Here is a 26,182-nt window from a genome sequence, read left to right on the forward strand (position 1 = left end):
ACAATGAAATGCTTGCCCTCATCTGTCTCGCAATAGACATCATATATACAGCCTCGCAAATCCTTGGAATCAGCCAACTGCTCTTTGTCCTTGAAGGAGACATCCCTGACTTGAAATTCCCCCTCGAACAAATCATTTAAGAAACTTATCAGCAAATCCTTGCTGAACTCCTGACCGAACAATCGCTTAAAGCCCCAGTCGGTAAATGGGTTAATGTATTTCGCCATAATATTTGTATGATGTATGTTGTTAACGCACTATTGCGTCTTCGAGGGCAAAAGTACGATTAATTTTTGAAAAATGCAAATCTGAAAGCAAAAAAATCAATATGATGGAGAATATCGGCGTAAAAACAAGGAAAACAACCTCGTCATTTTCGTAGATTTATGGAATATGAGAAGAAGCCCCAGATATCTGATCAGACAATTCAAAAGAAAAATATAAAGGAAAGAGCTCTAACTGTATGGTTGAAACGGGCTGAAAGCCCAAAGGCTCGTAACCCAGGGCAGCACCTGGGTACACTCGCAGTCAGCAATACGCCCTGTAAGGGCAAAAGCTTAAAAAATATATTGTTTTTCACAGTTTTCTCCCATTTTCCTTGCATGATTCAGATAATAATCGTAAATTTGCAGTAGATAAATACGCAAGCTTATGAAAGAGAAAAGCTATACATTGCCAGAAGAGCAGAAAGATGCAGCTTTCGCAGCAGAGCCTACACCAACCTATCACGGAAATGCCGCCATGACACTTCCCGAGGATGAATGTGCAGAAGAAGATATTGACTGGAACAAGATTCCTGTGGGCTGGCATCCGGCTAATGAAGAAGAAGCCATGGCTAGGATTGAAGCTATTGAGGCGGAGTATGAGAATGGGCAATATATTGATGCAGAAGAATTTGAAAAAGAACTAATTGCACAATATCCATGGCTAGCATAAGATTAACTCTTTACCACCGCCCTTACCATAGTGCGATTATCAAGGAGAATTGGAAGATTATCTATCGCTACGACGAAGCCAACGACCTCGTCATTTTCGTAGATTTATGGGATATGAGAAGAAGTCCTAGATATCTGATTAGACAATTCAAAAGAAAACTATAAAGGAAAGAGCCCATGAAAAAGAAAAGATATACATTGCCAGAAGAGCAGCCGATTCCAGTTGGCTGGCATCCGGCTAATGAAGAAGAAGCCGCGGATAGGATTGAAGCCATTGAAGCGGAGTACGAAAGGGCAGGCAAGGCTACTGATTTTGATGAATTTATAGAAGAACTAAAATCGGAAGGATTATGGCTCAACCAATAAAAGCAATACCAACACTCTATGGTGAAGAGGCTCGTCGTTTCCAAGAAATGGCAGACGAAACTGAGCGCAAATATGATATTAGTCCCAAGCGAGACATCAAAAAAGATCCTCGCTATCGTGCTATGCGCACAATACTTGAAAGGTCGAACATAAAATAGAACTTTGCAGGTGGTTCAAGAACGGGCTGAAAGCCCAAAAGCTCCTATCCTGGTCAGCACCCTGGGTACACTAACAGTCAGCAATGCGCCCTGCAAGGACAAAAGCTTCGTATAACACTCTATATTAGAACACATAGAAATAGCGTTTAAGGTCACAAATTGTGACCTTAAACTATTGGTTTTCAAGTATTTTATTTATTTTCCTTTCCCCTAATCACCTCCAATACCTTTCCGAGATGATAAGTTACCAAGCCATCCTCATAGGTGGTGTCCAATACCTGAACCACGGCACTATCCCTATCCGAATGATAACCCACATAAAACCTTATCGCATCGAAACGACGGAGATAACGCTTGCCATCAGCCTCATCAATATAAGTATATTTGTTAAGCGTGGTCTGCTTCAGCGAACGGTACTCCTCGGTCTTCACACCAGATACAATCTCCTCGAAATATACCTTCTCGATAATCAGCGTCAAAACCTTCAAGCCCGACAGATTTAACTGCGATGGCTTTTTCTCTATTCGCTGCTCCAGACATTGCTGTTCCTTATTGTAGGCAAAGTAGATGATAGTGCCATTCATGATTTTCTGAATGATACTGTCGATGATTTCCAGCGGAACCTGATACCATTCCGTAGCCTCATGCATCTCTCCCTTATCATCAGCCACCTTAAAACGGAAGTTCACCGTCTGCAACACCTGATGCACCAGGTCCTCAAACTTCTGGGAGTGCATGTTCACTATCTTGTAAATACTTACTATCTCTACAGGTGCCATCAGGTAAGTAGGCTCGTGCTCGGCATTTGCCACACGCTCCTCCACCCTATTCGTAGAGAAACCTATCTTATAGAGATTCTTGATGTTCCGAATCTCCGGATTCTTTGATTTCGAACGAAGCACGTAGATATACCCCGTCACCCGGTCTTCCTGTTTCACGTCCTCAGGATTGAAGAAATGGGCATCTGTCTCCTCCAGAGTTTCGGTGATGGCATAGCCACTTGTCACCACATTCTTGCGAAGTGTCTGGAGATAGATATCCGACTCCGTACCATTTTCATAGATACAGCGGGTTCTGCCATCGGGCAAACCATTAGTACTCTTTTTCTTCTCAATAATCTCATATAACAAAACCATCTGACCATCTACAAGATAATAGTGTCCAGCCAATAAGCTCGTCGTCTTCGAGATTCTCTGTAACTGTCGCTTCCCGGTCTTCAAATCCTGATGCACCTGTTCGAAGAGAGGCTTAAACCGTGCAAAATCCTCACACGGTTTTCTTTGCGCCACATGGTCGGGCGCATCCTTCTTCTGAGCCATCACGCCTTTCATGTCAGCAGGCACATCGAAGAGTTTTACCTCCTGATAGGAAACATCCATCAAAGGGTCGCTGAATATATCTTCTAATTCTTTATCAATATCCATATCACTATATATATAATAAGGTGAAAAACTATATAGCCTATCCCAACAGTTGATACTCATCATACTGTCTTAGACTATCTGTTGCCTTGATTCGCAGTGCCTTGAGCGATGCAGCAAGCAACTTTTCTTTCAAGCCACCATCTGCTGTAGGTTCGCTACCATGCGCTGCCACCCACTTGTTGATTTCAAGCAATTTCTGTGCCAGCCTGTCATCGGGCGTCGGTGCCTTCGGTTTCGGACGTACATCCGCCAACAAGGGGTCATCAAATATCTCTAATAATTCTTCTGGCCAATCCATCTTTTGAAATGTTGAATGTTAAATGTTGAATTATAAATGCCAAATTACTTTTCCGGCTCATACTCCAAGCCACTCATCCTTCTTAATTTCAAGTTTTTGATTTTCAGGTAGGCAGCTGCCAGTTCTCTCACCTTTGGGTCAGGGTCGTTGATGTCTGGGCGTTGTTCATTGTGCTCTTCCACCCATTTTCTGTACGGTCCCTTGAAGAGGATGATGGCTTGTTCCAGGGTCATATCAAACTTCTGTTCTGCCATCGTATCCTGGATAATCTTAAGGGTCTGCTTATCTACATTCTTCGACAGCACCTCGTAAGCACGCTGGAAAGGGTTGATGGAATCAATCAGATTGATGCTCAACTGGTTGATATTAATCATTCGGTTTGCCAGTTTGATGAGGCGATTGCCTTCAGACTCCTTCTCCTCATCGTTTGCCGAAGCATCGAAGTCGATAGGATTTCCCTTATCATCCACCACTTCACCACCCTTGACAAGGGTATCAAGCAGCAGGCGCTGACGAACTTCTTCCACTTCGTCCTCGCTCAAATCCGGATACTTTTCACGAATCACTTTCGGAATGAGCGTTTTGGTGATGGTTTCAGCCGTAGTACTTCCGCTGATGGCTTTCACCACAAGGTCGTCTTGCAAGATAGCAGCCTTCAAATCATCCAACTGATCCACTACAATCATCTTCGTCTTCTCGCTCGACAAAGGTTTCAAACCCTCTATCACCAGGGTACGGGCATCCAGCGGACTACCCTCATCACTATCCACATCCTTCATCGTCTTAAAATGCCAACTTGGCGCCATCACCTGCTCCATCAGAAGCGATGCGGTAATGGCTTTCAGAAAGTCGTTTACCGCCACCTTCACATCGGGCTGATTGGCATCAGGCATTCCTATCATGTTCACAAACTTGGCGGTTTCCTTGCCTTCGCAATCACGGGTGCATCTCCCGATAATCTGCACCACTTCGGTCAGCGAGCCACGCACACCGATGGTCAGACATTCCTCACACCATTGCCAGTCGAAACCTTCCTTGGCAGTACCTAGGGCGATAATGATGTCCATGTCATCACGCGTCTTCATACGCTGCAGATATCCCTGCACCAGATTGCGGGTCTCGGCGTGGTCTTCCACCAGATCAGCAACCTTCAGCAGTCTGCCATCCTTGGTTCTGACGTAATAGATGCCACCATTGTTATAATCCCGTTCCTCTACCTTACCGATAATCTTGATGATTTCATCCACCTCCGTGTATTTACCCAAACCGCTGGATGCTCGGGAGTTGACACTCGGAATATGGATGATGGTCTTCTTGGTAGTATCCAGCACCTCGGCGATATGGTCGAGATAACTGCCGTGATAGAAGTGATAGCCCAGGACGAGGTTCTTGAGATAGCGATAACCGTTGAGTTGCTGATAATAGTTGTAGGTTACCGGGAAGAAACGGGCCTCATCCTCTGCCCTCAACACCGGAACACCATCACCTCGGAAGTAACTGCCCGTCATGGCAACAATATGACCGGTGGAATTATTCATCACCCGGCGCACGATGTCGCCCAGTCCACTGTTCACATCAGCACTTGTATGATGAAACTCATCTATCGCCAAGAGACAATCATTAAACTCCTCGTCACTTATTTCCTTCATGCCGTTTCTTAGTGTGGCATGGGCGCAAACCAGGATATTGTTTTTATCTTGATGAAAGAAATTTTTAAAGCGTACCGCCTTATCTTTCTCGTCGGTAGTATCGCAAAGATTATACTGTTGCGCCACCCTCCAATCGGCGAAGAAGCCATACTTCATCAGGTCGGTGTTTTGGAAAGAACGGCCGATACTCTTTTCTGGTACAGCCACCACCACCTTCTTGATGCCCTGATTCTTCAGTTTATCCAGAGCGATGAACATCAAGGCACGACTCTTACCAGATGCAGGTGGCGCCTTGATAAGCAGAAAGCGATGGTTGCGGGCTTCGTAAGCCTTGGCTTGCATCTCTCGCATACCGAGTTCATTGGTATTACTCGATTTACCCGTTTGCTGATACTTGATATCAACGATATTATCATTTATCTTGTCCATAAGCCTTTATATTTTTATTATTCCTTAAATCTTCTCCAGCTACGAGTTGTTTTTCTATTGTTGTAAAATGCTGGTCACCAGAATCATAGGTAAAGTTATCAAACTCTTCTTTAGTCATCAACTCTCCCATTTCTAATGCATTTTGCATATACTCATTGGTAGCCCAATCTTGCTCCAAGACTTTCCCATCCCGATTGGTGACAAAAGCCTTTAATTTACCTTCTATATTTTGGAAACGAACTATGATGTCATCTTCCCAATAATAGACATAAACAGAATCGCCTCTTTTTAAAGTATGCGATATGTAACTATCTCGTTTTGACATAAGCGTATGATAAAATTATTTCTTAGGCCATAACCCTATTTCTTTTTCAAATTGTCTTGTTAGTCCAGGTCCTATAGACGACCAAAAGCCATCAATCATAATACCATCTGGATTTTCCAGACGATCTTTTATTTCTTCTTTCAGATCTTCGAGTTCCTCGGCAGAGAAATCATCACGAGTGAAACCATTCTCTTTTAACTCTTTATCCACCTGCTTTTCTATTTCATCGAGTTCTATATTCACATGAGTTAGTTTCTCTTCATTTTCTGTAGGCTGTTCTGTATCTTCCTTCTTATCATTATATTCAGCCCATTCTCTTATTGTTGCAGGTTCGCCATCAGCCAATTTCTTACTAAAGAAATAAACACATAGTAGTCTTTCTATTGGCTCATCTGTAAAGATAGAACCATAGAGCAAATGTTTCATATCTTCGTCTACATCATAATAAGAGGTAGATGAGTTACCGTCAACTTCGTATCTTAGGCTTTTACCCTCACATTCCAAACGAATAGATTGTACAGGGAGCAAGCCGTATACATCCGGCTTGCACAATACATCTTCCACGTATGGAGCTATATCTAAAGTCAAATAAAGCTCGTCGCAATTATCATTTGTCGTAGCATATTCATCCCAATTAGCCTTTGATAAAGGTACAACCAGCTCATCGCCTTCACGCTTAGGCATACGGATTTCAACCTTATGGGCAGCAGGAAGATTATTTTCATCAATAGGATAATCAAACAAATGCAGTTTACCCTTAACACCTTCTATCGGTTTATCGAACATATAAGCATCTTTGAGCACCCACTTATATTGCGACTCATCAGGCGAAGCCCAAAGAGAATCAGACTCTGTTTCTATTCTGTCTAACGTTACATATCCAATGATAGCACCATAAGGAAACTCATTTGCTTGTGGTAAATTACCAAAGAGAATATCGTTGCTTATAGTTGACGCCCATTCCAAAGGCATTCCACCTAGCATATTCATACTAAACTTCTTGCTGGCATGTATGAGTATTCTACCGGGATTTTCTTTCGGTTTCCATGTTCTATTCTCTACATCTTTAATACCAGAGCAAATCATTGTCGCCCATGGCTGTTGTACCGATAATACTTTCATAAGTTTAATATTTTAAAGGTTATTATTTCTTGTCAGCTGTCATTTTCTCATAGAGTTTGAAGAGGCATTCCAATCGAGCCTCATCATTTGGGAACGGAGCGCCAGGATAGCAGCTTTCTACGATGGCATCCAGTTCCTCATGTGCAGCACGCAAATCCTCCGGCATCTTTTCCGGGTCGTAAAGATCTGCAAGCGTCTTCTCGGGATAGTTTTCACGAGCCAGAAGCACATTCGTTGCCGCCTCTTCTATCTCAGACTTCTTGGTGTCGGAGATGGATGGGAAGGGGAATGTGTTGTAGCAGAGAAAGATAGAATAACGTATTCGATTATCCAACCTTCCTGCATTATGCTTTGTCCACAAAATATGCATTTTAGATGTCAATAAACCAAAAACAAACAAATTTGCATCATATATAACTTGAGCTGAATTCGGTACAATCGTTTTGTCAGGAACAAAGTTCATTGGTATATACTCACGACTTTCAGAAGAAACTATAGGAATTACCAACGACATTTCATTGCATTCAAAGAATTCTCTCATTTGATGTGCTTTTTTTGCTTGCACATGAAGTGTTTTATCCTTACTATTTATTCTATATTCACGACATTTATCAATAGCGTTTTTAATTGGTATAATCTTTTCTGCTTCTTCTAAATCCTCATCAGATATCCAATAACAATACCTTTCAACTTGGTTTATCAATTCATCTGCCCCGATTTGTAAACGAATAAACTTTACCGCATTAGGATAATGTTCTAATATATCTTTCTTTTCCAATGGACTTAAACGCAAAAACTCTTTATCATTTGGCATATTACCACGTCGCATATAAGGTAACTTTGAAATCGATTTTGTTGCTTTCTTTACCATATTATCTACACTATCACTTAGAGTTGGAGGTATATAGGAAAGCTGCTTACATTCTACTTCATTATACAATTTCTTCATAGAATTATCACGCTTTCTTACACCTATAATTACAACAGATACACCAGCCACATTTTTAGCATTATTATTCCATTTAAAAACAGAATATGCAAAAAAAATATTCTCAGAATACTTATTTAACATATTATTCCATAAAATACTAACTTGTTCACCCAAAGTTATAGAATTTGTAGAAACAAATGCATAGCTAGCGTCACTATTTGCAACATACTCTGCTCCTTTAAAAAACCAACATGAGATATAATCCAATTTACGATATCCTTTGAATTCTTTTTGATTACCAAAAACAATATCCATATCAGCTTTATGTTCTTCTTCTTGGTTTCTACTCCCCAAATACGGCGGATTTCCAAATACAAACACTTCTTCATCCTTGGTATGTGGGCATACTACCTTCCAATCCATTCTACAGGCATTACCACATTTTATCTGGTTGATATTATGCAAAGGCAAGGCAGCAACATTCACACCGAAATCGGCGTGAAACTTATTATTCATCTGATGCTCGGCAAGCCAAAGCGAAAGCATGGCTACTTCGTGAGGGAAGTCGAGAAGTTCTATTCCAAAGAACTGTTTCAAACGGATGCACGAACCATCGATAAAGTCGAGCATCTGCTCCTGCGTACATTTCTTGCGGAGATGCAGAATATCCATTTCGAGCAAGCGCAACTGCTTATAAGTGATAATCAGGAAATTACCACTACCACAAGCTGGGTCGAAGAACTTCATCTTGCTCATTCTTACCATCAACCTGTTGCAACCTTTGATAATTGGTCGGCACTCGTCAATAAACTGATTTTGAGACAAAGCACTCATATCAAGCAGATTCTTCTTCTGCTCGTAAAACTCTTCCAGTTTTTTATATTCCCCTCTCAAATCATCCATAAAGAGCGGATTGATTACCTTCATGATATTAGGCACACTGGTGTAGTGCATACCTTCCTTGGCACGCACATCAGGATTCACCACCGCCTGAATCATACTACCGAAAATATCAGGATTGATGTCCTTCCAATCCAAGTCGCCACATTCGATGATAATCTTTCTAGCCTTATAACCCATCTTTGGGATAGGAATGTCTGAGGCAAAAAGGCCGCCATTCACGTAAGGAAACTGATTGATTTCCTTGGTAAGTTCTTCCGAACGCTCCTTGTTTGGCACATTCATCACCTGGAATGCCTGACCTAGCATCTCGCCGAGATCGGAACCATCTTCCTTGGTAAATTGCTTGATAAAGTTGGTAAAGAGATTTACGGCAAAGATACCTGTGTCTTCGGCAAAGAAGCAGAAGAGCAGGCGGGTGATGAAGATGTTAAGGTCGTGCAAGTCGTCATCACTATTATATTCGTTATAAGCACGAATCTCATCATGTAGTTTGGCAAGTTTCTCAGCAGCCTTCACATCGGCAGGGTTTTCTGCCGTAGTGTGTACTCGCTCTACGTTCATCAAAGGATAGAAGAAGCCAAAGTCGCTGTGCATCTTGACGAGTTTCTGCTCGTAAGTATCATTCTCACGAGTATCATAAGCAAGGAGGGTTTCACCATCGCTCACCGCAATAATCTTTGGTGCAGCCTTCTTTACCTGAGCATCAGTCTTCAATGCCTCCAACCTGGTGGTAAGATGCAAAGTATCTACAGCCTGATAGCAGAACAAGCCTTTGATAAGCAAGCCATCGAATGTCTTCAAGATACCCTTTCCTTCCTTGTATCTCGACACATCCTTTTCGCTTTTACCAAAAGCCTTCAGTATCTCGTAGCCAACCTCAGAGGCTGGCACCACTTTATTTTTAAACGATTCTAATCGGGATTCGATTTCCTTATAGCTGAGTTGCAGTTTCTTTGCCATAACTTCCGTTGCCGATGGGAGCATAGCAAAGCCTTGCCATCCTATTACTCCACCGATTCCCGAAAGCAGAAACCATCTGATTTAAAAAGATTATTTTGATTCTAGTCCAGCCTCATCGCAAGATAAGGAATAGGATAACTGATTAGCTATCAAAAAGGAAGGCGTAGGGAATCTATCACTCGCATTACCCTTGCCAATTGAGGTCCTCGGACGACCTATGGGAACAAAGATAAGAAGCAATAGAGCCTACGCCTAGCAGGTATATATATGATAGCACAGAGCGTACCCCTCCAGACGAAGGGGCACACCTATGCCATGTGTATATACACAGTGGGTAGACGCCCACTGCTGTCTTCACCTGCTTCCCATTTGAAATTTCCGAGGTTTCAATTGAACAGAAGAAAACGTAGAGAACGTCTTTCTTAATTATGATAGGCCAAGCCATGGATTTTTACCTAGCCAGCGACTCATCGCCAGCCATCCACGGCAAGACAACCGCAAAAGTACGAAAAAGAATTGGGATTTGCAAGAAAATCGGAAAGTTTCTTGCAAATCCCAATAAAATAGTATAAAAACTCATTTTAATTTATTCTTTCCTCTTCACCCAAACCTTGTGGCTTCCTCTTCCAATCGAGCGGATAGGTGATGTCGGGTCTTGGGTTATCTCCTTCAATTCGAGGGAAGCGGCGGTGCGGCTCATATCGTTGATGTAGGCATAATCACCGAGAGTGATAGCTGCGTTCTTTTCCAATACCGATAAGGCACGGGCAATGCGCTCTTTCTTGGAATAGAGTTGCTTGCGGATAACCTTCACGCCACTCATCACTCGTTCCAAATCACAGTCGGTCTCCATCTTTACAGCCTTCACAAACTCAGGAGATGAATTGAAGTTGACGTTCTTCACCCCTACCTTGCGATATTTCATCATGTCGTCATCTGTCTGCATCTCCGTAGGCTTGTCATCCTCAAAACCAAGGGACAAGGAGAAAGTGCCCAAGCCTTCGAGATTCACATTATAACCCATAGAGAGCATACGGACCAACACGTCTTCCACATCTGTCAGAACCGCTTCGATAGTGCCCTGAGAAAGGTCACGATGATAACTCTGCATCTGTTCGACGAATTCCTTTCTGGAAAGCGTGCGATAGGGCACCATCTTGGGATAAACTCTGCGCTTGCCTTCATCACGCATATCACTCATTTCCTGCAATTTGTACTTTGCCATTTCTTTTCCTTTCTTATTTAGATTGTTAGTTTTCTCACTTAATCGGTCCTTCTATATCTGAGAGATATGATCTCTACTAAGTAACAGGATCTTCCTACTTAGGAATAAAAGTATCTCATCCTAAGAGAAATCTCCGTTCAAAGACGTTGAACCGACATTCAAAGTCGTTGAACCGACATTCAAAGTCGTTGAACCGCCGTTCAGAGTCGTTGAACCGACATTCAACGTCTTTGAACGAAGATTTCTATTAGGCAAAGATACAACATTATCAGGAAGAAAACAATAGTTTACCCAAATATCTTCACTTTTCCAGTCATTTTTCTTCATTTTTAGGGTATTTTTCCTTGCTTATCCCAAAGAATTATGCTAACTTTGTGGTCAGATTGCATTTCCGAGTTCAAGGATTGTAATCTTGAAACGGAGGAAAAACGATTGTAAACTTGAAACAAAGAAAAAGACAAAGATAACACAACCCCTATGAGTATGAAGATATTAGCAACCAGCGACTGGCACTTGGGCAACTTGTTTCACGGCAACGACCGACTGCCTGAACACAAGCACTTCCTGCAATGGCTCTTAGTGCAAATCGCTGAACAAAAGCCCGATGCACTCCTCGTTGCAGGAGACATCTTCGACAATGGAAATCCATCGGCAGCAGCACAGACCGTTTATTACGAGTTTCTTGCCGATGCCACCCATCTGTGCCCGAACATGCAGATTATCATCACCGCCGGCAACCACGATTCCGCCAGCCGACTGGAGGCTCCCCGCCCACTCCTTGCCAGACACCATGTAGAAATCAGAGGAAATGTAAGGAAAATCTGGCAGCAGGGAGAAAACGAAGACGATAATAAAACCGGCGGACATTGGCTCTATTCCTACGACGATCTCATCATCCCTGTATCCAATGAGGAAGGAGAAGAAGTCATCATCCTCGCCGTACCTTTCCTTCGGAGTGATGTGGTCCAGAGCGCCTGTTATTCGCAAGGAGTCAACACCTTCCTGAGAGAACTGACTGCTGAAGCACGAAAGAAATACCCGGGCAGAAAGTGCATCATGATGGCCCACATGTACGCCAAGGGTTCGGATATCGCCAAAAAGGATGCGAGCGAGAAAATCATCATCGGCGGACAGGAGGAAGTGGATTTGGAAGGATGGAACGATCATCCTGACTACATGACTTGCGGACACATCCACAAACGGCAACATATCTGGAACACCGACTGGGCAAGATATACGGGAAGTATCCTCCCGATGTCGTTCGCCGAGAAAGACTACATTCACGGCATCGACCTCATCACCATCGGATGTGACAAGGGAGAAAAGGAGAAAATGGAAGCGAAGAAGACAGAAGATGAAATGAAGGAAAATAAAGATGGAATGAAGGAAGAAGAAGAAAAAGAAAAGGAAAACTGCAAAGGCAAGAGCAAGGATATAAAAGTAGAATTCCTGGAATACAAGCCTCAGCACTCCCTTCGCATTCTGCCTGAAAACGAGGAGGAACTCACCATCAAAAAATGGCAGAAACTCATCCATTCAGAACTTTCAGAAAGGATGAATGGCGAACTGAGCGACCATTTCGACTACGTAATGCTGAAGGTGAAACAGGAGAAGCTTTCCAACGATGACATCAAGGAACTGGAGAATCTCGTCAATGAGAAGGATGCCGTACTCTGCAAAATCCAGCGTATCATCCCGCAGTTAGACCTCTCCACCATACAGGGTTCCCAGCAAATCACCAGCATCGAGGACATCGTCAACCGATCGCCACTTGATACTTTGAAGGAGGCCTTTGCCATCAAGCACAACGCTCCGATGAACGAAAGACAGGAGAAAATGTTATCCGATTTATTAACGACATCATCATTATGAAATTCCTACAACTCGAAATACTCAACCTCGCTTCGCTTGACAAACAGGGTGGCGAGGTCATCAACTTTGAAGAAGGTGCCTTAGGCGAGAGCACCATCTTCAGCATCGTAGGTCCGACGGGCAGTGGCAAATCTACCCTACTCGACGCCATCTGCCTTGCCCTCTACAACCGCGCCCCTCGCTACCCAAGAAAGAAAGGCGACAAGAATCAGAACATAGAGATTTTCGGAGAAGCTGATGCTAATGAAAACAACCGGTTAGCTCCTACAGATAGTCGAAACATACTGACACGTGGCAAGAAAGAGGGTTACAGTAAACTCACCTTCCTTGCCAACAACGGCAGTATCTACCGCGCAGAATGGCACGTCAGATTCCAAAGAGTACGCTATGAAAATGCCAAGACTTCTCTCTATAAAATCACAAGAAACGGAGAACAACTGACAGAAGAAATAGCCGACTGGAACGAATTGCCGAACATCATCGGTCTCGACTACGACCAGTTCCTCCGCACCGTGCTCATTGCACAAGGTTCGTTTGCCAACTTCCTGACTGCAAAGGAAAACGAGCGCTACGAACTCCTGGAGAAACTCATCGGATGTGAGGAAACTTATACGAACATCGCTACAGAAATCAAGAAAGCAAAAGACCAGGCGGTGGATGCCTACAACCAGATGGCAGCATCAGTGGAAGCAGTAAAACAGAACCTGCTGAATGACGAAGAACTCGCCCAACTGCAAGAGAAAATCACCCTTTTGGAAAAGGCAGAGAAGGAACTCGACAGCCAATTGAAGGCCATCTCTGAAAACCTGCAATGGTATGAGGAAAACGATAAGCAAACGAAGCAAATAGCTATCTATCAAGCAGATATGGAGCAGGCTGCGAACGCTATCAAAGACATACAAGCCCAGATTATCCGTCTCCAGTTGCACGATGAAGTACAACCAGCCGTCAACCTGTTACAGGAAGTTGAGCGACAGATACAAAGCATCCACAATCAGGAAGAAGAAATCCTGAAATCGGAAGCTGCCATCAAAAGCAAGGAGGTTGGCATCACCGAAAGCGAGCATACTCTCTCCTACCTAAAGGAAGTAGTCAACAAGGCACAGGAGCAACTCGAAAAGGCCATGCCAGTCATCGCTGAAGCAAGGGCGCTAAAAACAAAAATGGAAGCGGCGATGCCGAATCTGAAAGAAAAGAAAGAGGCATTGGAGTTGGCGCAGAAAGAGAATCTAACTGCCCAAAGAGATGAGGAGGAAAACGCCCGAAACATCCAAAAATGGGAAGCAGAAACGGAGAAAGCGAACCTTGCCCTCAAAACGACCAAGGAAGAGATTGCCATGCAGAAACAGGTTCTGCACGAAGCGACGCAAGCAGCAGAACAGGCTTGGGAGACAGAAAAGAGCAAGACTGCCGGACAGAATATAGAGGAACTGCAGACCCAAAAGTCGGCAGCCGAAAAGAAACTGCAGGATGTTCTGCAAGCCATCAAGGTAGTAGCTCATCTCGACTCTGCCACAACAGAAAAGCAGAAGAATGAGGAGCGAATCCACGTCTTGGGCAAGAGAAATGCCAAGATAGATGAGGCGCTGGGCAAATTGTTCATCGAGGCTTTGGAGAAAGAGACCCTAACGCTGAGAAATGCCTATACCCTCATGGTGAGTGAGAAATGGGAGATTCATCGTGCCAACCTGACCGAAGGCAAGCCTTGTCCGCTCTGCGGCAGCACGACCCATCCTTATCATACCGACAACAGACAGTTTGAGGAAGCCACCACGGAACTCTCGCAACTTCTGAAAGCAAAAGAGGATCTGCTGAAACTACAGCAGAAACAGGAGAAGGATCTTTCCGGCGAAAGAAAACAGAACGACGGCGAAGTACAGACGCTCCAGAAACAACAGGAAAAACTCTCGGGTGAAATCGCAACTTACGAAGAGGAATGGAAGGCGCTCATCGCCCAGTATCCAAAGATTCCAAAGGAAGAGGCAGAACTGAAATCGCTCTTGCCTATCTATGAAGACAAGGCGAAAGAAGCAACCGGCAAACTGAGCCTGTTTAACAAGATTCAGAAAGAGATAGAACGGCTGACCCAACTCAAGGACAAGGCTGTAAAGGATGAAGTTGCGTATGAAAGCAAGGCTTCAACAATACTGAATAACGCTCAAGAAAGCACTTCAATCTGCGTTACAAAACTGGCTGAACACAAAGCACTTACCACAAATCTCATTTCACAAGAAAAGAACAAGAAAGAAGCTTACGAGAAAGCTCTTCAAACGTGGAATAACACCAAGAAAGAAATGGAGGAATGGCAGGCGCAATACCAGCAGATTCTGAATGGTGAAGAGCCTGATACTGCTGAACAAAGACTGACTGCAGCTAAGGACGAAGCAACAAAAGCAGCAGATGACCAGAACGAGAATATCAACAAACTGAAGGCAGAACTCGCCAACAGTAAAGGTTCGCATCAAACCATGCTGTCACAGAACAAGACGATGAAAGAGAATCTGCAAGCGAAGGAAAAGGAACTCGACCTTTGGATTGAGGAATATAACAAGCAGCTTGCAGAAAAGAGCATCGAACCAAGCCTTATCGACCGAAATACTATCCGGGAGACGCTTCATTCTGCCGAAGACTGGAATGCCATCCGACGGGAAAAGGACGAAAAGGAGAAAGCCGTAGCCTCAACGACCGCTCTTTACCAGAGCGCAGAAAAGGCGCATCAGCAGCACTTGGAACATCAGCCTGCCAAGTCACGGGATGCTCTCTTAGCCATTCAGCAGGAGTATCAGGAAAGAAGCCAGCGCAACGAACTGATTGCTGCCAACGCCAGGATGCAGAACCACCAGGAAGCAGTGAAGCTGTTGGGTGACAAGGCTGAGGCTCTGAAGCTCGTAACGCAGGAAAAGGACGACTGGACAGCCATCACGGATGCCATCGGAGCAGACGGTAAGACGCTGCGCAAGATAGCTCAATGCTATACGCTCAGTTTTCTGATAGCTCATGCCAACCAGGAAATCAGAAAGTTCAACAGCCGTTACGAACTGCAGCAGGTAAAGCATTCACTGGGCATCCGAGTCATCGACCATGACCGTGCCGACGATATCCGAGACACCACCTCCCTATCAGGTGGCGAAACCTTCATCGTGAGTCTCGGTCTCGCCCTGGGTCTGTCAGCATTGTCCTCCCGTAACATCTCCTTCGAGAATCTGTTCATCGACGAAGGCTTTGGAACCCTCGACCCCGATACCTTAGCCACCGTCATCGATTCCCTCGCCATGCTGCAAAGTTCGCAAGGTAAGAAGGTGGGCGTCATCAGTCATACCGACACGATGAGCGAGCGCATCACCACCCAGATAAGAATTATCAAGAATGGCAACTCCGGCAGCAGCCATATCGAGATCTATCCGTAACAGAACGAAATATCTGACGATAGCAAGTTATGCTCTGAATAACTCCAAACCATTCGAGTTACTTTAGAAAGCACTTGCTATCGTACAGAAATATATGTATATTATAATACGTTTTACACTTTTGGAGTTGGTTTAAGGCTTAGACAAACGTTACGTAAGGCTTAATCCAACTCCAAAAGAGCCTTAAACAAACTTCAAAAGAGCCTTAAACCAAATAACTAAAGTCACAAAACAAATATGCGTTCCTACGGATTCATCTATCCACAGGAACGCATATTCTTTATGATTATCATACGAGATTATCATTCTTTATACAATTCTATATCATCATACGATATTTAAACCTTATTTCCCTCTTTTGGGAAAACCACGGTTGGCTGGAAGGTCTTAGCCTCCTCAAAGTCCATGATGGCATAGGCAATGATGATAACCGTATCACCCACCTGAACCTTGCGGGCAGCAGCACCGTTCAAACAGATGCAACCACTGCCACGCTCACCCTTGATGATGTAGGTTTCCAAGCGTTCGCCATTATTATTATCTACAATCTGAACTTTTTCTCCAGCAATCAGTCCGGCAGCATCCATCAGATCCTCATCGATGGTAATACTTCCCATGTAGTTGAGATTGGCTTCCGTAACAGTCACGCAATGGAGTTTACTCTTCAATACTTCGATTTGCATATCTCGATTCGTTTATCTTTATCAAACTGACTAAATTATATAGAGCTACATAATACTGTTTCTATCGCCAGGATTACCCCTTGTACTTGATATGGTCGATCAGGCGTATAGGGGTCTTTCCACAATACACCGTAATACAACCTACAACATAGGCAGAGTCATCCCATGAAACAACATCCTGCAAGGTATCACCATCCACAATCTCGAAATACTCCACTTCAAGACCATCCACGACATTGATATCCTCAACCACCTTGTCGTGAGTTTCCTTGACAGTATGAGTCTTTGCGAACTCCACACTCGCCTTGAGAGCCTTGAAGATAGAAGGAGCAATAGCACGCTCATCAGCAGAGAGCAAGGTATTTCTACTACTCTTCGCAAGACCATCCTCATCACGAATGATAGGACACTCTACGATTTTGACATCACTACCGATGTACTTGACGAGTTGCTTGATGACTGCAATTTGCTGCCAATCCTTCTCACCGAAATAAGCACGAGTAGGACGAACGATATAGAACAAACGGCTAACTACCTGGCATACGCCATTGAAATGTCCAGGACGCTTAGCGCCCTCCATGACGGTAGAAACCGGTGGAAACTCAAAATGGCGCTCATCAGGGATTGGATACATTTCCTCAACTGATGGAGCAAATACATAATCAGCACCACAAGCCTCAAGAAGCTTGCAGTCAGCATCGAGTGTACGAGGATAGCGATCCAGATCACCCTGATCATTAAACTGAGTAGGATTCAAGAAAACTGATACCACAGTAACACCGTTTTCCTTAACACTACGCTTAACCAAAGAGGCATGACCCTCATGAAGCGCACCCATAGTTGGCACTAAGCCGATTTCCTTTCCCTCCTTGCGAACATCGAAAAGTTCATTCTGGAGGTCAACAATCTTATTGAATACTTTCATCGTTTAAATCTGTTTTCAGGGTGCAAAATAACAACTAATTTCTGAAATAACAAAAAAATATCATAAAAATATGCCTTTTAGGGCATTGATTTCTTTGTTTTCCCTAATTTTTTCGCTAATTTCAACTTTTTTTTGTAACTTTGCACCTAATTCGAGAAGAATAAATTAATAATTATGGCAAAGAAAGTATTATTCATCAATCAGGAGATTAATCCATACGTAGCTGAAAGCCGCATGTCGGTCATGGGAAGAGAGTTGCCTCAGAAAATGCAGGAGGCAAGTTTCGAAATTCGAACATTCATGCCAAAATGGGGCATCATCAATGAGCGACGTGGTCAACTACATGAGGTTATTCGCCTTTCTGGCATGAATCTCATTATCGACGATACGGATCATCCACTGATTATCAAGGTTGCCTCTATTCCGACAACCCGTCAGCAAATCTATTTCATCGACAACGATGATTACTTCAACAACCGCCAAATGGGTGCGGACGAAAATGGCGTGGAATACACTGATAATGGTGAGCGTGCTATTTTCTATGCAAGAGGCGTATTGGAGACTGTCAAGAAACTACGTTGGCAGCCTGATGTAATCGTTTGTCAGGGATGGATGAGTGCTGTGGTACCTCTCTATATCAAAACTGCCTACGCAGAAGAACCTTCATTCGCAAACTCTAAGGTTATCATCTCTCTTTACAACAACGAACTGAAGGGAGAATTAGGCACCAACTTTAAGCAGTGCGTAGATTTCCGCGATGCGAAAGCAGAACTTCTGGATGGTTACAAGAACGACTTTGACTTCGTAGAACTCGGCAAACTGGCCATCGACTATTCAGATGGTGTGGTAGAAGGTGAAGAGGGCGTAAACCCTATCCTTCTGGAATATGCCAAGGAGAAAGAAAAGCCTATGCTGGGATTCACTGGCAACGACTTCGAAGAACCATATACAAACTTCATCAATGAGGTTTGTCCTGATGAAGAATAAAAGTTTATTCTGCAATATTCTGTTCCCTGTAAAGGGGTTTTAAAAAACAAAATTAAAAATGAAGTTTTTCAAATATACAGCATTGATAATGGCAGCCTTTTCCATGGTTGCCTGTGATGACACTACCGACATGATTGGTTCGTCTATCACTAATAATGTGGATAAACTCACCGTTACGGATGCGACATACAATGTAATTACCAATTCATTGGCTGCAGGGTCCGTTTTAAGTAAAACAAATAATGGTATTATTGGTAAAGTAAAGGATCCAGAAACAAAAGCTTATCTGACAGCCGACTATATGGCTCAGTTAGCTCCGCTTTCTTCATTCGACATCGATACTCTAAAATATATCAAGGATGCCAACAATGGTGTACTCAAAGCTGATTCCTGCTTCCTCCTCGTGAGCTATCAGAGCACATACGGAGACACCCTCGCACCGATGAAGGTTACTGCATACGAAATGACCAAAGCGATGCCTGAGGACAGAAATTACTATTCTGATTACGACCCGATGGCTGAAGGATATGTGAGCAAGGACAATTTGCATTCCAGCGCTTCATATACCCTATCCAAATCAAAGGGCTATTTCAAGATTTATTTCAACAAGCCTTTTACGAAAAATGGGGTACACTATGACAACTATGGTACATACATCATGCAGAACTACGAGAAGCATCCAGAATACTTCAAGAGCAATTATGAGTTCATGAAGAATATCTGTCCTGGTTTCTACATCAAGCATGAAGGCGGTATCGGTAACGTAGCTGACATCTGGAATACTGAGCTCCAGTTCTACTGGACCCGAAAGAAGACCGTCAAGGCTTCTGATGGTGTAACAGACAGTACTGTTGTTTCATCCGGTTTCAACCGCTTTGATGGTACAGAAGAGGTCCTTCAGACGAATAGGATCACCAATGACCAGGATAGAATCAACGAATTGGCTACAGATGAAAGTTGCACATACTTGAAGTCTCCTGCGGGCATCTTCACGGAGGTTACTCTCCCTGTAGAAGATATCATCAAAGGTCATGAGAAGGATACGCTGAATACTGCAACGGTTATGTTCCCAAGAATCAACAATGTGGATGAAAACAATGCATATAATTTTGATACTCCACAGACGGTTCTCTTACTGCCTAAAGACAGTTTGAAGTCTTTCTTTGAGAATGGTGACATTATAGACAATAGAACATCCTTCTACGCTACATACAATACCATCAACAAGAACACTTATACGTTCAGCAATATCAGTAACTTGATTACTGCCATGTATAAGAACAAGGGTAAGAGCGAGAATTGGAACAAGGCGGTACTCGTACCTATCACCATTACTACAGTAACAGAGAACTCATCTACCGTTATCAGTAAGATGACACACTGTATGAGTTTGACCTCTACCAGACTGGTAAAGGGAACTGATGTATATGAGACCAAAGATGGCAAGCGTGTTCCCGCAGGACCTATTCAGATCAAAGTCATCTATAGCAAGTTTAAAGAGAATTAATCAAGATGGAAGACAATTTCCTGGAGCGTCATCGGGAGGACTACGAAAAGCGAAAAGCTGCATGGCTTCGCAAGAAAAAACGTTTTCCTGTGATTAAAGGCGGAAGGGCTATTCCTGAGAAACCAGAGGATGAGGCTCTATAAATGACGTAGTTTTAATAAACTCTATCATATTAAAAAGCGAAAGAAATAGGATGAGAATCTTATTTCTTTCGCTTTTTTAATAAGAACATCAACTCATTTCAACTGACAACAGTAAACTTAGCAAACTTCAACAAGAGTTGCTTACGACCAGAATTAACAAATTCTACGGTAGCCTTTGCATTCTCTCCAGAACCTTCTAATTTCACCACAATTCCCACACCAAAACGCTGGTGTTCTATCTTGACTCCTTCCTGTAATCCTCCAAAAGAAGAATTCGTTCCGGAAACAGGTGTATCCTTCCCCATAATCCTGCGAGCAGCATTTACGGCTCTTACAGACTTAAAGTTTCCTTCATTGAGTGACGAAGATTTCGGTTCAGATCTATAACTGTTAGAACGAGAGGCAGATTTCGGTTCAGACTTATAGCCCTGAGAACTGAATGATGGCTTTGGATCCGGCATAAATTGGGATACCACAGATTTCTGTCTACGCTGACCTCTCAGATACTCCGGTTCGTCATCATCCTGCTCCCATCTTGACCTGCGGGTTCTGGAATAATTATCCCGATCCCAGGGCATTCTTCCGCCATAACCACTATCCATTCCACTCGATTCACCTTCAGCCTGAACCAATCGAGAATCAATCTCATCAATGAAACGGCTTGGATTATCAAACTCCATCTTTCCATAGCGGAAACGGTTTTTGGCATTGGTCAGGACACAGCGCTTCTCTGCACGTGTAATAGCCACATAAAGCAGACGACGCTCTTCCTCAAGTTCACGTAAAGAAACTGCAGAAATAGGACTTGGGAAAATATTTTCCTCCAGACCGACAACAAAGACGGTTGGGAATTCCAGACCCTTGGCAGCATGAACAGTCATCAGAGAAACACGGGGAGCATCATCATCTCCCTTACTATCCAGGTCGGTCAACAGGGCTACATCCTGCAGATAATCAGTCAGAAATATCTCTTCTGCCCTATCCTCCTCCTTGCGTTCCTCCACAAATGTCTGCATACCACTCAAGAACTCCTCCAAGTTTTCCTGGCGGGCAATATTGTCTGCATCCTTACCGCCATTAAAGATTTCTGCACTGATACCACTTTCCTTGATAATAGCCTCACCAAGTTCATAGACATCCACCTGATTAGCTCGTTCAATAAAGCTACTGATAAGAAGACGGAATTGATCCAACTTAGTAAGCGTACCCTTGTTGACAGCTAATCCATAATGTTCGGGAGAAGAAATGATTTCCCACAAACTGACCTCCTGGCTGCGGGCACAATCAATCACCTTATTGACAGTAGTAGCCCCAATACCACGAGTAGGATAATTGATGATACGCTTGAAAGCCTCCTCATCATCAGGATTAGCCACCAGACGGAAATAAGCAATGATATCCTTGATTTCCTTGCGCTGATAGAAACTCAATCCACCATAAATCCGGTAAGGGATGCCCTGCTTGCGGAATTCTTCCTCAAAACTACGGCTCTGCGCATTCGTACGGTAAAGGATGGCAAAATCACTATACTCGCAATCATCCATGCGCTTGAATCGCTTGATATCCTTGCTGACGATTAAAGCCTCCTCCTTATCGCTATAGGCAGGCTGGTACAGAAGCTTTTCTCCCTCTGCATTTTCACTGTACACATCCTTAGGAATCTGATTACGATTGTGCTTAATCAGACTGTTTGCGGCATTGACAATAGTTTGGGTAGAGCGGTAGTTCTGTTCCAGCTTGAAAAGTTTGGCATCATCGAAATGGCGTCTGAAATTCAGGATATTATCAATATTAGCACCACGGAAACTATAGATACTCTGCGAATCATCACCCACCGCACAGACACGCTGCTTTTCCTTACAAAGTTGCATCACGATATTCATCTGAACCTGATTGGTATCCTGATACTCATCCACAAGAATGAAATCAAAGCGGTCAGCATATTTCCTTCTGATATCCTCATGATCGCGGAACAACTGGAAGGTAAGGGTAAGCAAATCATCAAAGTCCATTGCGTTAGCCTGCTTACAACGCTGAACATAAGCAGCAAAAATCTTCCCCACCTCAGGCATCTTCTCACGCAAATCACGCTGGAGGAGTTCACCATTGGCAGTATATTCATTCGGTCCCATCAACTGGTTTTTTGCCATCGAAATCTTATGATGTACGGCAGCTGGCTTGTAAATCTTATCATCCAACCCCATCTCTTTGACAATAGCCTTGAGCAAGGAGCGGGAATCGGTCTCGTCATAAATAGTGAAATTATTATTGAAGCCAAGATGAGACGCTTCTGTGCGCAAAATACGTGAAAAGATGCTGTGGAATGTACCCATATACAGATGGGCAGCCAAATCGCCTCCCATCAGTCTATCAATACGTTCCCTCATCTCACGAGCAGCCTTGTTGGTAAAGGTTAAAGCCATGATATTCCAAGGTTTCAATCCCATTTCCAACAGATAAGCAATCTTGTAAGTAAGAACACGTGTTTTACCAGATCCAGCACCGGCAATCACCAGCGAAGGACCGTCTATATATTCCACAGCCTGACGCTGCGCCTCATTCAAGTCGTTCAATAAATCCATAAACTTCAAATATTATAACTATTTACCCTTATAACCACCCACTGCAGTAGAAGGGTCAAAATCCTCACCTTCTTTCGGGAAAGAAGGCACAAAACGCATTTCATGCTCTATCTGGCGTTGGCGCTTCTTCATATAAGCGCTCGGATTCTGGGAATCAAATTTTCTTGGATTAGGAAGCGTTGCCGCTATCAATGCACATTCACTTCTGAAAAGATCAGAAGCCTTTTTATTAAAATGGTATTCGGCCACAGCATCTACGCCATAGATACCATTGCCCATTTCTATACTGTTGAGATAAACCTCCATGATACGTTGCTTACTCCACATCATTTCTATCAGGAAAGTAAAATACACCTCAAAGCCCTTACGGGTCCAAGAGCGACCAGGCCAGAGAAAAACATTCTTGGCAGTCTGCTGACTGATGGTTGAGGCTCCATGAACCTTACCTCCACGGGCATTATTCTTAGCTGCATTCTCGATGGCATTAAAATCAAAACCATGATGCTTCAGAAAACGACCATCCTCGCTGGCCATTACAGCTACAGGCATATGAGGAGAGATTTTGTCCATACTTACCCAATGATGATGCAACGTAATGCTTTCACCATCAGCGACTTGCTGAAAACATCTGATAAACATCAGAGGGGTAAAATAAACCGGTAAGAAACGATATACTACAACAGCAAGAATGGTGGTACTGAAAAACAGCACCACCACCCATCTTAGAATATTTCTGATTCTTTTAAGTATCATTATTTCAATGTTCCGTTATTAGCGGCATTAACCATAGCCTGAGAAGCATAGAGGTAAACCTCTACACGACGGTTCTGAGCACAAGCTGCAGTTGTGTTGACAACTGGGTTAGAAGAGCCCAATCCCTCAACAGTCTTTACCTGATTACGTGTTACACCACAAGAAGAAAGATAGCTATAAACAGCATCAGCACGCTTCTGACTCAAAGGCAAGTTGATACCATCATTACCAGTTGCATCGGTATAACCCTGAATAGCAACCTCACAATCAGTATTGCTCTTCAATACACCAGCAAACTTAGCCAAGTCATTCTTAGCTGCGCTGCTCAATGTAGAACCATTAGTAGGGAAAAGGATACCAGAATCGAAAGTTACCTTGACAGCAGCCAAACCATTGGCATCAGTAACCTGCTCTACCTTGGCATTCTCAACAGCCTTAGCCTGCTGAGCCACTTTATCCATATGCTTACCAATCAAAGTACCAGCACCACCGCCAACTGCTGCACCAATAGCTGCACCAACGAGGGCACCTGTACCACGATGGCTATTGTTCAACAAACCACCTACGATAGCACCGAGGGCTGCACCTGCACCAGAACCTACTGCTGCACCTGTACCAGTCTTAGTCTGACAACTACCCAAAACCAACAGCATAGAAAGTGCTGCAACCGAAAATTTCATCTTTTTCATATTCAAAATCTCCTATATTTTTGTTATTTAATTGCAAAGATAACTCTTTTTTCTCCATTATGGAGCTTTTTCTAATATTTTTTTGTATTTTTGCATGCAAATTTAATGGTATTTGATGAAAAGGGCAAAGGGAAACACCTATTTTGGGTTGGAAAATCCCTATTGTGCACTTTTTCTGAAGATATTTTACTCCTAAGAACGGAGCGAAGATATCTGACTATACCTATATATTATAATATATTTGAAATATTAAAATTTAGAATAATAAAAATGGCTAAGGAACTTAAGAATTTGACCAAGCGTGCTGACAATTACAGTCAGTGGTATAATGACTTGGTAGTAAAAGCTGACCTCGCTGAGTTGTCACCTGTACGTGGTTGTATGATTATCAAACCATATGGTTACGCTATCTGGGAGAAGATGCAGCAGCAGCTCGACAAGATGTTTAAGCAGACAGGTGTACAGAACGCATACTTCCCTCTCCTCATTCCGAAGAGTTTCTTCTCTCGTGAGGCTGAGCACGTAGCAGGTTTCGCCAAGGAGTGTGCCGTAGTTACTCACTATCGCCTCCGTTCTACTGAGGATGGTACTGAGGTAGAGGTAGATCCTAATGCAAAGCTCGATGAGGAATTGATTATCCGCCCTACATCAGAGACTATTATCTGGAACACATACAAGAACTGGATTCATTCTTGGCGCGACCTCCCTATCCTCTGCAACCAGTGGTGTAACGTGATGCGTTGGGAGATGCGTACTCGTCCTTTCCTCCGTACATCGGAGTTCCTTTGGCAGGAGGGTCATACCGCTCATGCTACTAAGGAAGAGGCAGAGGCAAAGGCTCAGGAGATGCTGAAGGTTTATGCTGAGTTTGCAGAAAACTACATGGGTGTTCCAGTTTTACAGGGTGTAAAGTCTGAGACTGAGCGTTTCGCTGGTGCATTGAACACATATACCATTGAGGCTATGATGCAGGATGGCAAGGCTCTCCAGAGCGGTACTTCCCACTTCTTGGGTCAGAACTTCGCCAAGAGCTTCGATGTTACTTATTTGAACAAGGAAAATAAGCCTGAGTATGTATGGGCTACTTCTTGGGGTGTTTCTACCCGACTGATGGGTGCCCTCATCATGGTTCATAGCGACGATAATGGTTTGGTATTGCCTCCAAAGTTAGCTCCTATCCAGGTGGTTATCATCCCTATCAACAAGGGCGAGGAGCAGTTGGCTCAGATTACAGCTAAGTTGCAGCCTGTTATCGACCAACTCCGCGAGCTGGGCATCTCAGTGAAATATGATGACAATACTGCTAAGCGTCCAGGATTCAAGTTTGCTGACTACGAGTTGAAGGGTGTTCCTGTGCGTCTCGCTATGGGTGGTCGTGACTTGGAGAACAATACCATCGAGATTATGCGCCGTGATACACTCGAGAAGGAGAATGTAAGCTTCGATGGTATCGTAGAGCGCGTAAAGGATATGCTGGAAGACATTCAGAAAAACATCTTCGAAAAGGCTCGTGCTTATCGTGATGCTCACGTTTATGAGTGCGACAACTACGAGGAGTTCAAGGAGCGCGTGAAGAATGGCGGTTTCTTCCTCTGCCACTGGGATGGTACAGCCGAGACCGAGGCAAAGATCAAGGAGGAAACACAGGCTACTATCCGCTGCGTGCCTTTCGCTTATGAGCAAACACCTGGTGTGGATATGGTAAGCGGCAAGCCTGCTGTGGCTCGTGTCATCATCGCAAGAAGCTACTAAAAAGTAGATTCCAACCATGCATAGATTTCTATAATAAATAAAATAGAGATTCTATCCTATCGAATCCTATAAATAATAAAAGGTGAATGAGAATAATTCTCATTCACCTTTTATTATTTACTAAAGTTTCCCACCCTTGTTTATAGGGCATTTTTGA

Annotated in this window: 24 protein-coding genes; 10 read left to right on the top strand and 14 right to left on the bottom strand. The window is 43.5% G+C overall.

What is annotated here, in order from left to right:
- Positions 1-227 (bottom strand): PD-(D/E)XK nuclease family transposase (locus DW917_RS12245; RefSeq protein WP_199545555.1); only part of this gene is annotated, 227 nt, incomplete at its 3' end.
- Positions 228-651: 424 nt separating this feature from the next.
- On the opposite strand from DW917_RS12245, the gene DW917_RS12255 reads away from it, so the two are divergent.
- Genes DW917_RS12255 through DW917_RS17560 form a run of 4 tightly spaced genes read left to right on the top strand, consistent with a single transcriptional unit; the run spans position 652 to position 1,459 of the window.
- The gene (locus tag DW917_RS12255) at positions 652-936 is read left to right on the top strand and encodes a hypothetical protein (protein WP_118119124.1); all 285 of its coding nucleotides are present in this window, start codon (positions 652-654) and stop codon (positions 934-936) included.
- The gene (locus tag DW917_RS17250) at positions 924-1,100 is read left to right on the top strand and encodes a hypothetical protein (RefSeq protein WP_158570140.1); all 177 of its coding nucleotides are present in this window, start codon (positions 924-926) and stop codon (positions 1,098-1,100) included. Before DW917_RS12255 ends, DW917_RS17250 begins: the two co-directional genes overlap by 13 nt.
- 12 nt (positions 1,101-1,112) lie before the next feature.
- Positions 1,113-1,301 (top strand): hypothetical protein, encoded by a 189-nt coding sequence (locus DW917_RS12260; RefSeq protein WP_118119126.1) that lies wholly within the window; start codon positions 1,113-1,115, stop codon positions 1,299-1,301.
- Positions 1,286-1,459 carry a hypothetical protein gene (locus DW917_RS17560; protein WP_199545556.1) on the top strand — a complete coding sequence of 58 codons (174 nt, stop codon included), beginning with the start codon at positions 1,286-1,288 and terminating at the stop codon, positions 1,457-1,459. The genes DW917_RS12260 and DW917_RS17560 overlap by 16 nt, the downstream gene beginning before the upstream one ends.
- Before the next feature lie 191 nt (positions 1,460-1,650).
- Here DW917_RS17560 and DW917_RS12265 read toward each other — a convergent pair whose 3' ends face one another.
- From DW917_RS12265 to DW917_RS12300, 8 genes are all read right to left on the bottom strand, one after another.
- Positions 1,651-2,946, bottom strand: coding sequence for a GIY-YIG nuclease family protein (locus tag DW917_RS12265; RefSeq protein ID WP_118119128.1), 1,296 nt, complete (start codon positions 2,944-2,946; stop codon positions 1,651-1,653).
- Positions 2,921-3,181: a hypothetical protein gene (locus tag DW917_RS12270; RefSeq protein WP_118119130.1), complete on the bottom strand. Its 261-nt coding sequence runs from the start codon at positions 3,179-3,181 to the stop codon at positions 2,921-2,923. The genes DW917_RS12265 and DW917_RS12270 overlap by 26 nt, the downstream gene beginning before the upstream one ends.
- A gap of 44 nt (positions 3,182-3,225) precedes the next feature.
- Positions 3,226-5,259 (bottom strand): DEAD/DEAH box helicase, encoded by a 2,034-nt coding sequence (locus DW917_RS12275; protein ID WP_118119132.1) that lies wholly within the window; start codon positions 5,257-5,259, stop codon positions 3,226-3,228.
- Positions 5,243-5,584: a hypothetical protein gene (locus DW917_RS12280; RefSeq protein ID WP_118119134.1), complete on the bottom strand. Its 342-nt coding sequence runs from the start codon at positions 5,582-5,584 to the stop codon at positions 5,243-5,245. The genes DW917_RS12275 and DW917_RS12280 overlap by 17 nt, the downstream gene beginning before the upstream one ends.
- A 15-nt stretch (positions 5,585-5,599) precedes the next feature.
- Positions 5,600-6,706, bottom strand: a complete 1,107-nt coding sequence (locus DW917_RS12285; RefSeq protein ID WP_118119136.1) for an ASCH domain-containing protein — start codon at positions 6,704-6,706, stop codon at positions 5,600-5,602.
- Positions 6,707-6,728: 22 nt separating this feature from the next.
- Positions 6,729-9,500 carry a DNA methyltransferase gene (locus DW917_RS12290; RefSeq protein ID WP_118119138.1) on the bottom strand — a complete coding sequence of 924 codons (2,772 nt, stop codon included), beginning with the start codon at positions 9,498-9,500 and terminating at the stop codon, positions 6,729-6,731.
- A gap of 586 nt (positions 9,501-10,086) precedes the next feature.
- Complete coding sequence (locus tag DW917_RS12295; RefSeq protein WP_118119140.1) at positions 10,087-10,725, bottom strand: HU family DNA-binding protein; 639 nt, start codon at positions 10,723-10,725, stop codon at positions 10,087-10,089.
- 120 nt (positions 10,726-10,845) lie between these two features.
- Entirely contained in the window at positions 10,846-11,052 is a 207-nt protein-coding gene (locus DW917_RS12300; protein WP_118119142.1) for a hypothetical protein, read from the bottom strand.
- A 156-nt stretch (positions 11,053-11,208) separates the two neighbouring features.
- Between DW917_RS12300 and DW917_RS12305 the strand changes: the two genes are divergently transcribed.
- Positions 11,209-12,597, top strand: coding sequence for an exonuclease subunit SbcD (locus DW917_RS12305; protein ID WP_158570142.1), 1,389 nt, complete (start codon positions 11,209-11,211; stop codon positions 12,595-12,597).
- Positions 12,594-16,004 carry an AAA family ATPase gene (locus tag DW917_RS12310; RefSeq protein ID WP_118119146.1) on the top strand — a complete coding sequence of 1,137 codons (3,411 nt, stop codon included), beginning with the start codon at positions 12,594-12,596 and terminating at the stop codon, positions 16,002-16,004. Before DW917_RS12305 ends, DW917_RS12310 begins: the two co-directional genes overlap by 4 nt.
- A gap of 338 nt (positions 16,005-16,342) precedes the next feature.
- On the opposite strand, the gene panD is transcribed toward DW917_RS12310, so the two are convergent.
- Both panD and panC read right to left on the bottom strand, forming a co-directional pair.
- Entirely contained in the window at positions 16,343-16,687 is a 345-nt protein-coding gene (panD, locus tag DW917_RS12315; RefSeq protein WP_118119148.1) for an aspartate 1-decarboxylase, read from the bottom strand.
- Between the two features lie 73 nt (positions 16,688-16,760).
- Positions 16,761-17,612, bottom strand: coding sequence for a pantoate--beta-alanine ligase (gene panC / locus DW917_RS12320; protein ID WP_118119150.1), 852 nt, complete (start codon positions 17,610-17,612; stop codon positions 16,761-16,763).
- Positions 17,613-17,786: 174 nt separating this feature from the next.
- Here panC and DW917_RS12325 point away from each other — a divergent pair, with 174 nt between their 5' ends.
- The 3 genes from DW917_RS12325 to DW917_RS12335 are packed head-to-tail and all read left to right on the top strand — an operon-like array spanning position 17,787 to position 20,249.
- Positions 17,787-18,599: a glycogen/starch synthase gene (locus tag DW917_RS12325; protein ID WP_118119152.1), complete on the top strand. Its 813-nt coding sequence runs from the start codon at positions 17,787-17,789 to the stop codon at positions 18,597-18,599.
- Positions 18,600-18,657: 58 nt separating this feature from the next.
- Positions 18,658-20,106, top strand: a complete 1,449-nt coding sequence (locus DW917_RS12330; protein WP_118119154.1) for a DUF4270 domain-containing protein — start codon at positions 18,658-18,660, stop codon at positions 20,104-20,106.
- A 5-nt stretch (positions 20,107-20,111) separates the two neighbouring features.
- On the top strand, positions 20,112-20,249 hold the full coding sequence (locus DW917_RS12335; RefSeq protein WP_118119156.1) for a dehydrogenase: 138 nt from the start codon (positions 20,112-20,114) through the stop codon (positions 20,247-20,249).
- A 98-nt stretch (positions 20,250-20,347) separates the two neighbouring features.
- On the opposite strand, the gene DW917_RS12340 is transcribed toward DW917_RS12335, so the two are convergent.
- From DW917_RS12340 to DW917_RS12350, 3 genes are read right to left on the bottom strand one after another with little or no spacing between them, the layout of a single operon-like run.
- The gene (locus DW917_RS12340; protein WP_118119158.1) at positions 20,348-22,831 is read right to left on the bottom strand and encodes an ATP-dependent helicase; all 2,484 of its coding nucleotides are present in this window, start codon (positions 22,829-22,831) and stop codon (positions 20,348-20,350) included.
- Between the two features lie 18 nt (positions 22,832-22,849).
- Positions 22,850-23,584: a monofunctional biosynthetic peptidoglycan transglycosylase gene (mtgA, locus tag DW917_RS12345; RefSeq protein ID WP_118119160.1), complete on the bottom strand. Its 735-nt coding sequence runs from the start codon at positions 23,582-23,584 to the stop codon at positions 22,850-22,852.
- Positions 23,584-24,273, bottom strand: coding sequence for an OmpA family protein (locus DW917_RS12350; RefSeq protein ID WP_118119162.1), 690 nt, complete (start codon positions 24,271-24,273; stop codon positions 23,584-23,586). The genes mtgA and DW917_RS12350 overlap by 1 nt, the downstream gene beginning before the upstream one ends.
- Before the next feature lie 270 nt (positions 24,274-24,543).
- Here DW917_RS12350 and proS point away from each other — a divergent pair, with 270 nt between their 5' ends.
- Complete coding sequence (gene proS, locus DW917_RS12355) at positions 24,544-26,025, top strand: proline--tRNA ligase (protein ID WP_022110566.1); 1,482 nt, start codon at positions 24,544-24,546, stop codon at positions 26,023-26,025.
- Positions 26,026-26,182: the final 157 nt, after the last annotated feature.

It is taken from the genome of Prevotella sp. AM42-24, assembly GCF_003461825.1.
In the GTDB taxonomy this organism is placed as follows: Bacteria; Bacteroidota; Bacteroidia; order Bacteroidales; family Bacteroidaceae; genus Prevotella; species Prevotella hominis.

Excerpts from the sequence above, each read along its gene's own strand:
- DW917_RS12335 (WP_118119156.1), top strand. The coding sequence starts at position 20,112 with ATGGAAGACAATTTCCTGGAGCGTCATCGGGAGGACTACGAAAAGCGA.
- DW917_RS12290 (WP_118119138.1), bottom strand. The coding sequence starts at position 9,500 with ATGGCAAAGAAACTGCAACTCAGCTATAAGGAAATCGAATCCCGATTA.
- DW917_RS12280 (WP_118119134.1), bottom strand. The coding sequence starts at position 5,584 with ATGTCAAAACGAGATAGTTACATATCGCATACTTTAAAAAGAGGCGAT.
- DW917_RS12325 (WP_118119152.1), top strand. The coding sequence starts at position 17,787 with ATGGCAAAGAAAGTATTATTCATCAATCAGGAGATTAATCCATACGTA.
- DW917_RS12310 (WP_118119146.1), top strand. The coding sequence starts at position 12,594 with ATGAAATTCCTACAACTCGAAATACTCAACCTCGCTTCGCTTGACAAA.
- panD (WP_118119148.1), bottom strand. The coding sequence starts at position 16,687 with ATGCAAATCGAAGTATTGAAGAGTAAACTCCATTGCGTGACTGTTACG.
- DW917_RS12285 (WP_118119136.1), bottom strand. The coding sequence starts at position 6,706 with ATGAAAGTATTATCGGTACAACAGCCATGGGCGACAATGATTTGCTCT.
- DW917_RS12340 (WP_118119158.1), bottom strand. The coding sequence starts at position 22,831 with ATGGATTTATTGAACGACTTGAATGAGGCGCAGCGTCAGGCTGTGGAA.
- DW917_RS12265 (WP_118119128.1), bottom strand. The coding sequence starts at position 2,946 with ATGATGAGTATCAACTGTTGGGATAGGCTATATAGTTTTTCACCTTAT.
- DW917_RS12330 (WP_118119154.1), top strand. The coding sequence starts at position 18,658 with ATGAAGTTTTTCAAATATACAGCATTGATAATGGCAGCCTTTTCCATG.
- DW917_RS12270 (WP_118119130.1), bottom strand. The coding sequence starts at position 3,181 with ATGGATTGGCCAGAAGAATTATTAGAGATATTTGATGACCCCTTGTTG.
- DW917_RS12295 (WP_118119140.1), bottom strand. The coding sequence starts at position 10,725 with ATGGCAAAGTACAAATTGCAGGAAATGAGTGATATGCGTGATGAAGGC.
- DW917_RS12255 (WP_118119124.1), top strand. The coding sequence starts at position 652 with ATGAAAGAGAAAAGCTATACATTGCCAGAAGAGCAGAAAGATGCAGCT.
- DW917_RS12275 (WP_118119132.1), bottom strand. The coding sequence starts at position 5,259 with ATGGACAAGATAAATGATAATATCGTTGATATCAAGTATCAGCAAACG.
- DW917_RS12305 (WP_158570142.1), top strand. The coding sequence starts at position 11,209 with ATGAAGATATTAGCAACCAGCGACTGGCACTTGGGCAACTTGTTTCAC.
- panC (WP_118119150.1), bottom strand. The coding sequence starts at position 17,612 with ATGAAAGTATTCAATAAGATTGTTGACCTCCAGAATGAACTTTTCGAT.
- mtgA (WP_118119160.1), bottom strand. The coding sequence starts at position 23,584 with ATGATACTTAAAAGAATCAGAAATATTCTAAGATGGGTGGTGGTGCTG.
- proS (WP_022110566.1), top strand. The coding sequence starts at position 24,544 with ATGGCTAAGGAACTTAAGAATTTGACCAAGCGTGCTGACAATTACAGT.
- DW917_RS12300 (WP_118119142.1), bottom strand. The coding sequence starts at position 11,052 with ATGAAGAAAAATGACTGGAAAAGTGAAGATATTTGGGTAAACTATTGT.
- DW917_RS17250 (WP_158570140.1), top strand. The coding sequence starts at position 924 with ATGGCTAGCATAAGATTAACTCTTTACCACCGCCCTTACCATAGTGCG.
- DW917_RS12350 (WP_118119162.1), bottom strand. The coding sequence starts at position 24,273 with ATGAAAAAGATGAAATTTTCGGTTGCAGCACTTTCTATGCTGTTGGTT.
- DW917_RS17560 (WP_199545556.1), top strand. The coding sequence starts at position 1,286 with ATGGCTCAACCAATAAAAGCAATACCAACACTCTATGGTGAAGAGGCT.
- DW917_RS12260 (WP_118119126.1), top strand. The coding sequence starts at position 1,113 with ATGAAAAAGAAAAGATATACATTGCCAGAAGAGCAGCCGATTCCAGTT.